The following is a 6449-nucleotide window of genomic DNA, read 5'->3' as shown; positions in this document are numbered from 1 at the left end:
GGCCAGGGCGGGGCCCGGCCTCGCGGTACGCGCTTCGCGCTCACGCTCATGGTCGCGTCCCGGACGCTTACTCCCCGGCTTGGACACGCCCACCGGGCCGCCGGAGGCATACCACTCAAGCACCCGATACGTACCAGCTACGCTCTTGACGGCCCGGAGGTCAAGTTCCTCCTTCGGTGACCGGTATCTCTTGTTTCATGGCCGGACTCGGCCGATCAGGCCACCGGCCATACCGGATTTACTCTGGACAACGCGGACCGTCGCGCGATGTGATGACGGACCGGAATTTTGGCTTACCCCAGGCGGACCCGATGACGGATGTAGTGCTCGACGGCGTCGACAAGGTGTACCCAGGCGGGGTGGTCGCTGTCCGGAATGTCCGCTTGAAGATCAACGACGGCGAGCTGTTCGTCCTGCTCGGCCCGTCCGGCTGCGGCAAGTCCACGATCCTGCGGATGATCGCCGGCCTGGAGGACATCACCGGCGGCGACCTGTGGCTGAACGGGACGGTGGCCAACGACCTGCAGCCGCGCGACCGGAACGTGGCGATGGTCTTCCAGGAGGGCGCCCTCTACCCGCACCGCACGGTCAAGGGCAACATGATGTTCCCCCTGGAGGTCTCTGGGGACGACCGCGCCGAGGCGCACGCGAAGGTCCACGAACTGGCGCGCGCCCTCGGCATCAACTCGATGATCGACCGGCTGCCGCGCACGCTGTCCGGCGGCCAGCGGCAGCGGGCCGCGATCGGGCGGGCGCTGATCCGCGAGCCGTCGCTGTTCCTGATGGACGAGCCGCTGTCCAGCCTCGACGCCGGCCTGCGCACCGAGCTGCGCGTCGAGATCGCCGCCCTCGTGCGCTCCACCGGCACCACCACCGTCTACGTCACCCACGACCAGGTCGAGGCCATGACGATGGCCGACCGGATGGCGGTGCTGCGGGACGGCGTCCTGGAGGACGTCGGTACCCCCGAGCAGATCTACGAGGACCCGGCGACCGTGTTCGTGGCCGCCTTCCTCAGCTCGCCGCCGATCAACCTGCTGCAGGCCACCCTCTGGGCCGTCGAGGGCGAGGGGCTGCTGCTCGACTTCGGCCAGCAGCGGCTGACCATCCCTTGGAACGACCCAAGGGCGTCCTCGCTGATCAGCCATCACGGCCAGGCCGTGACCGTCGGGATCCGGCCGGACACGCTCATGCCCATCGCCCCCGGTTCTCCGGCGGCGTCCGGGACCGTCCTGTCCGGCCAGGTCCGCGCGCTGGAGTTCCACGGCCACGAATGGCTCGCCTACGCCGAGACCGGCATCACCACGGTCGACGCGAACGAGGTGGGACGCCCCGCGGCGCCCGCGTCGTACGAGCCCGAGCGTCCCGGGCTGCTGGACCGGGTCCGGTCCATGCTCGGCAGGCCGTCCCAGACCGAGGAGCCGGTCGAGGAGCACGCCGGCCACCACCGCCGCCGCGCCGACCTGGTCTTCCGCATCGCGCCCGGCGACCGTCCGAACCGCGGCGACCGCATCGCGCTGACCGTCGACTTCGAGCGCGTCCTCTTCTTCGGCGCCGACGGAAAGCGCGTCACGCCCATCCACCGGACGCCGCACGCGAACGCGAAGCCCAGGGAAGTCCGCTCCCACGAGGCCCCTAGGCACCAATGACGCGGCGCAGCCTGCCGATTCCCGCCTCGATCTCCGCAAGCGCAACCGCGCCGTAACCGAAGACGAGCCCCTGAACCGGCGGTCCGGTGACGGTGAACTCCGACAGCGCGAACAGCCCGATCCCCGCGTCGAGCGCCTTCCGGGCGATCGCGGCATCGTCGCGCCGCTCGGCCCCTTCCCTGAGGACGGCGCTCAGGTGCAGCCCGGCCTCTGACGGGACGACGGCCAGCCGGTCGCCGAGCAGCCCGTCCACCAGTTCGGCGACGCGCTCGTGCCGTGCCCGGTACTCACGCCGCGACCTGCGAATATGCCGGACGAGCAGCCCCTCGTCGATGAACCTGGCGAGCGCCGCCTGCGCCGGCAGTTCGGCATGCCAGGACGAGACGTACCGCGCCATGCGGAACGCGCGGTGCAGCGACGGCGGCGCCACGAGGAACCCCAGCCGCAGCACCGGACGCATGATCTTGGAGAAGGTGCCGGTGTAGAGGACGCGGCCGTCCTCGTCCAGGCTCTGCAGCGGCTCGATCGGACGTCCCCCGTACCGGTACTCGGTGTCGTAGTCGTCCTCGACGATCACCACGTCCCGCCGCCGCGCCCAGTCGAGCAGCGCCCTGCGGCGCGGCAGCGACATCGGCATGCCCAGCGGGAACTGATGGGACGGCGTGACGTAGACGGCCCGCGCTTCGTCGGGCAGCCGGTCGACCCGAAGCCCCTCCGCGTCGACCGGCACGCCGAGCACCCGCATCCCCGCCGCCGTGAGCAGGATCCGGACGGGCGGGTAGCCCGGATCCTCCACGGCCACCACGTCCCCCGGCTCCAGCAGCACCCGGACGATCAGATCCATGGCCTGCTGCGTCCCCGACGTGACGACGACGTCCCCGGCGCTCGCCCGCACGGACCGCGAAACCCCCACATGCCTCGCGATCGCCTCACGCAGCCCTTGCAGCCCGGCCGGATCGCCCATGGACGCGGGCTCGTCCAGCGCCGACGACCGCAGCACACCCGACATGATCCGCCGCCACGCCTCGTAGGGGAACAGCCCGACGTCCGGCAGCCCCGCACGGAAATCCCAGGTGATGCCCGGCATCGGCCGAGGCCAGGCGGACAATCCGTCCCACACCTCCCGCGCCCGCAGCGGCGACGCCGACGGCGCACCCCGCGCCGCGGACCCGCCCTCCAGGACGAACGTCCCAGCGCCGACCCGGCTCGTCAGGAAACCCTCAGCGGCGAGCCGGTCATAGGCGACGCCGACCGTGTTCCGGGAGATCTCAAGGCGCCTGGCGAGTTCCCTGGTGGGCGGCAACGCATCGCCCGGCCTCAGTCGACCGTCCAGGATCGCGGAGCGCAGTTGCCGGTAGATCTGCCCCGCGAGGTCTCGCCGCCCCACCAGGCTCACGTGCAGGTCCAACGCTCCCCCGTCCCTAAATCGGCTCAGTCATTCTCCACAATTTTGGACCTGTACCTGGGCCTCTGCGCCTACCTAGCGTGAACCGCATGGACCTGCTGACCGAATTGCTGACCACCGACTTCCGCCCCCTGGACCGCAGGGCGTCCGAGCTCTACCTCTCGACCGTCGCGCAGGTGAAGCCGGATGCGCTCGCCCTGCCCACGCCATGCCCCGACTGGACCCTGCACGGCCTCCTCCGCCACCAGGTCAGCCAGGACGAGGGCTTCGCCGCCGCGTCCCGAGGCGACGGCGCCCGCCTGTCCGCCTGGCGCGGCGGCGACCTGGGCGACGACCCTCACGCCGCGTCCCGGACCTCCGCAGACCTCGTGACCCGTGCCTTCGCGGACCTCGCCCTCGACGCCGAACTCGTCCTGCCCGAGATCCGCGACGGCGGCGCCTTCCCGGCCGCCTTGGCGATCAGCTTCCATTTCGTGGACCTGGTCGTGCACGCATGGGACGTCGCCGCCACCATCAACGTCCCGTGGGAGCCCGCAGAGGACCTCGTCACCGCGTCCCTCAAGGTCGCCGAGATCGTCCCCGACGACAGCCGATCCCCCGGCGAGTCGTTCGCCCCCAAACTGGACTCCCCGCCGGACGCACCCGCCAAAGACCGCCTGCTCACCCTCCTAGGACGCTCCCCGTCATGGCGCTGAGAACCCCCTGGCGGGACGGCTCGTCCAACGCGACAGGCCCTGTCCTCGTCAGCGTCACCGATTTCACCTGCGCGAACCCGCTCGACATGCCAGCGATCTTCCGCGCGGGCATGACCCTGCGCCGATCCTGGCCCGACCTATCGGGCACGATCGGCCTCTGGCTGTGGACCATCCCGTTGCGCCGCAGATGCGGCTCCATCTCGGTCTGGGAGGACGAGACGGCCCTGAACCGCTTCATCGCGTGGCCACCGCACGTCGCGATCATGCGGCGCTTCCGCCACCGCGGGACGATACGCGCCGACACCTGGGAATCAGACCGCTTCGACCCCGCCGAGACCTGGCTCCGCGCCCACCAAATCCTGAATCAAGCAGGAAGGCCCTCACAGAGGGCGCCGCTGTAGAGGCGGATCTTCCACTGGATCTGCTCCTGCCGCACCCGCAGCTCCGCGATCTGCTCCTCCACCCGGCGATCGTGCTCCTGCAGCAGCTCAAGCCGCTCCTGCACCGTCTCGTCCCCGCCACGAACCAGCTCGGAGTAGCGAAGCATCTCGGCGATCGGCATCCCGGTCCCGCGCAGACACCGCAGCATGTCCAGCCACTGCAGGTCGTCATCACTGAACACCCGCCGCCCCGACGCGTTCCGCGCAATACCCGAAAGCAGCCCGATCTTCTCGTAGTAACGCAGCGTGTCAATACTGAAGCCGCTCTTCTCAGCGGTCTCACCCGGAGAGTAGGAACTCACGCCCCCACAATCCCACCTGGAGCCCACTCCAGGTCAACACCACAAACCAGCGAACAACGCTCCCGTTGTTCATGGCCCAACCCGTGAGCCGTCCACACACACCAGCCAACCCAGACCGCATCGGACATTGCTGACGTAGCACGATTCACCAGCCTAAACAGGGTAATGCGGATGCGGATGCGGATACGGACGGGCCAAGCACGAATCTGTTGCCGAAGCCAGCCGAGTGGGCGCACCGAGGCGCACGCGCAACTTTGGCGAAGCGGACGCACCGACCCACGAGCAGCCCATGCGTGACCTGCTGAAACCCGGCGCCGGGTCGTGGGCACGCGAGTCGAGCCTGACGTGGGTTCATCGGGAATGAACCCACGCCGTGAGGCGGCTGGCTGATAGGCAGATCTGACCGACTGCAACGCGCTCGTGGGCTGGCCACACGGTTGATCAAGCATGACCGGCAAGCGCAAGGCCCGTCCGGCCACACCTGAGCTGGCAGCGAGAGGGCGCGCGTGTCGAAGTGTGCGCGACCTGATGGGACCTGGTGGCGACCGGGTTGGCCATGAGTGAGTCCCCCGGATGTGAGCTGATTGGCCAGGAGTCGGTCAGGCGCAGGGCTCGCGAGTGACACCGAGCTGGGCGAGGCGGGCGTAAAGTCCTGCGCGCATGCCCACTGGACTTGATGGGGGCCAGATCCGCCCGGCGCGTGCGGCCCGACTTGTGCGGATCGGCCCGTGCAGCCTGTGCGGCCCGACCCGTGCGGGCCAGCGCGTGCAGATCGGCCCGGCGCATGCGGATCGGCCCGTGCAGATCCGCCCCGTAAGGTCAGCCCGTCCGGGTCGGCCCCCGCGCGTGCGGCCCCGCGCGTGCAGGTCAGCCCATGCAGGTCAGCCCATGCAGGTCAACCTGTGCAGGTCAGCCCGTGCGGGTCAGCCCGTGCGGGCCGGCCCGTGCGGTCAGCCCGACGCGTGCGACCCGGCGCGTGCGGGTCAACGCGTGCGGATCGGCCCAGCGCGTGCGGCCCGGCGCGTGCGGCCCGGCGCGTGCGGCCCGGCGCGTGCGGCCCGACTTGTGCGGATCGGCCCGTGCAGCCTGTGCGGCCCGACCCGTGCGGGTCAGCGCAAGCGGATCGGCCCGCGCGTGCGGATCGGCCCGTGCCGGTCAGCCCGTCGGGGTCAGCCCCGGCGCGTGCGGATCGGCGCGTCCAGGTCAGCGCGCGTGCGGATCGGCCCGGCGCGTGTAGGTCAGCCCCCGTGCGGGTCAGCCCCCGGGCGGTCAGCCCGTCCGGGTCGGCCCGCGCCTGCGGATCGGCCCGTGCAGGTCAGCCCGTGCGGTCAGCCCGACGCGTGCGACCCGGCGCGTGCAGGTCAGCACGTGCAGATCGGCCCGGCGCATGCGGATCGGCCCGTGCAGATCCGCCCCGTAAGGTCAGCCCGTCCGGGTCGGCCCCCGCGCGTGCGGCCCCGCGCGTGCGGATCGGCCCTGCGGGTCGGCCCGTGCGGGTCAGCCCGACGCGTGCGATACGGCGCGTGCGGGTCAGCGCGTCCAGATCGGCCCGGCGCGTGCGGGCTGCTGGATGCAGGCGACCAGGTGCGAGCAGCTGGTGCGAGGCGACCGGTGCGAGGCTGCTCGGTTCGGGCAGGGGTGTGCTGCCCAGCTGGAGGATCCCTGCCGGGCAGCTTTGCGGGGCTGCAAGTTTGCGGGAGCTGCAAGTTGTAGATGGTGGGAATTGGCGGGTGCGCCTTGTGGAGTGGCGGATGGCTATGCGGCCCGGGGACAGGGTGGTAGTCGGCCGGTCGCGGCCATGGTGGCGGGTTGGGTGGCGAGGTGGTGATCTCCGGACCGGTGGGTGGGCGTGTGGCCGGGTTCGGCCCGGCGCATGCGGATCGGCCCGTGCAGATCCGCCCCGTAAGGTCAGCCCGTCCGGGTCGGCCCCCGCGCGTGCGGCCCCGCGCGTGCGGATC

Annotated in this window: 5 protein-coding genes; 3 read left to right on the top strand and 2 right to left on the bottom strand. The window is 71.0% G+C overall.

Annotation, left to right across the window (positions count from 1 at the left end; translation table 11 throughout):
* Positions 1–311 precede the first annotated feature (311 nt).
* Positions 312–1649 (top strand): ABC transporter ATP-binding protein, encoded by a 1338-nt coding sequence (locus E1287_RS41390; RefSeq protein ID WP_131971290.1) that lies wholly within the window; start codon positions 312–314, stop codon positions 1647–1649.
* On the opposite strand, the gene E1287_RS41385 is transcribed toward E1287_RS41390, so the two are convergent.
* Entirely contained in the window at positions 1636–3057 is a 1422-nt protein-coding gene (locus tag E1287_RS41385; RefSeq protein ID WP_131971288.1) for a PLP-dependent aminotransferase family protein, read from the bottom strand. The genes E1287_RS41390 and E1287_RS41385 overlap by 14 nt on opposite strands.
* Positions 3058–3143: 86 nt before the next feature.
* On the opposite strand from E1287_RS41385, the gene E1287_RS41380 reads away from it, so the two are divergent.
* Together E1287_RS41380 and E1287_RS41375 are read left to right on the top strand one after the other, a co-directional pair.
* Positions 3144–3749, top strand: a complete 606-nt coding sequence (locus E1287_RS41380; protein WP_131971286.1) for a TIGR03086 family metal-binding protein — start codon at positions 3144–3146, stop codon at positions 3747–3749.
* Positions 3740–4150 carry a hypothetical protein gene (locus tag E1287_RS41375; protein ID WP_207934781.1) on the top strand — a complete coding sequence of 137 codons (411 nt, stop codon included), beginning with the start codon at positions 3740–3742 and terminating at the stop codon, positions 4148–4150. Before E1287_RS41380 ends, E1287_RS41375 begins: the two co-directional genes overlap by 10 nt.
* On the opposite strand, the gene E1287_RS41370 is transcribed toward E1287_RS41375, so the two are convergent.
* The gene (locus E1287_RS41370) at positions 4114–4491 is read right to left on the bottom strand and encodes a MerR family transcriptional regulator (RefSeq protein WP_131971284.1); all 378 of its coding nucleotides are present in this window, start codon (positions 4489–4491) and stop codon (positions 4114–4116) included. The two genes, E1287_RS41375 and E1287_RS41370, sit on opposite strands and share 37 nt — an antisense overlap.
* Positions 4492–6449: the final 1958 nt, after the last annotated feature.

It is taken from the genome of Actinomadura sp. KC06, assembly GCF_004348735.1.
In the GTDB taxonomy this organism is placed as follows: Bacteria; Actinomycetota; Actinomycetes; order Streptosporangiales; family Streptosporangiaceae; genus Spirillospora.
This window is presented reverse-complemented; position numbering and strand designations above follow the sequence as displayed.

Coding starts and splice junctions, on each gene's coding strand:
- E1287_RS41390 (WP_131971290.1), top strand. CDS start 312: ATGACGGATGTAGTGCTCGACGGCGTCGACAAGGTGTACCCAGGCGGG.
- E1287_RS41380 (WP_131971286.1), top strand. CDS start 3,144: ATGGACCTGCTGACCGAATTGCTGACCACCGACTTCCGCCCCCTGGAC.
- E1287_RS41375 (WP_207934781.1), top strand. CDS start 3,740: ATGGCGCTGAGAACCCCCTGGCGGGACGGCTCGTCCAACGCGACAGGC.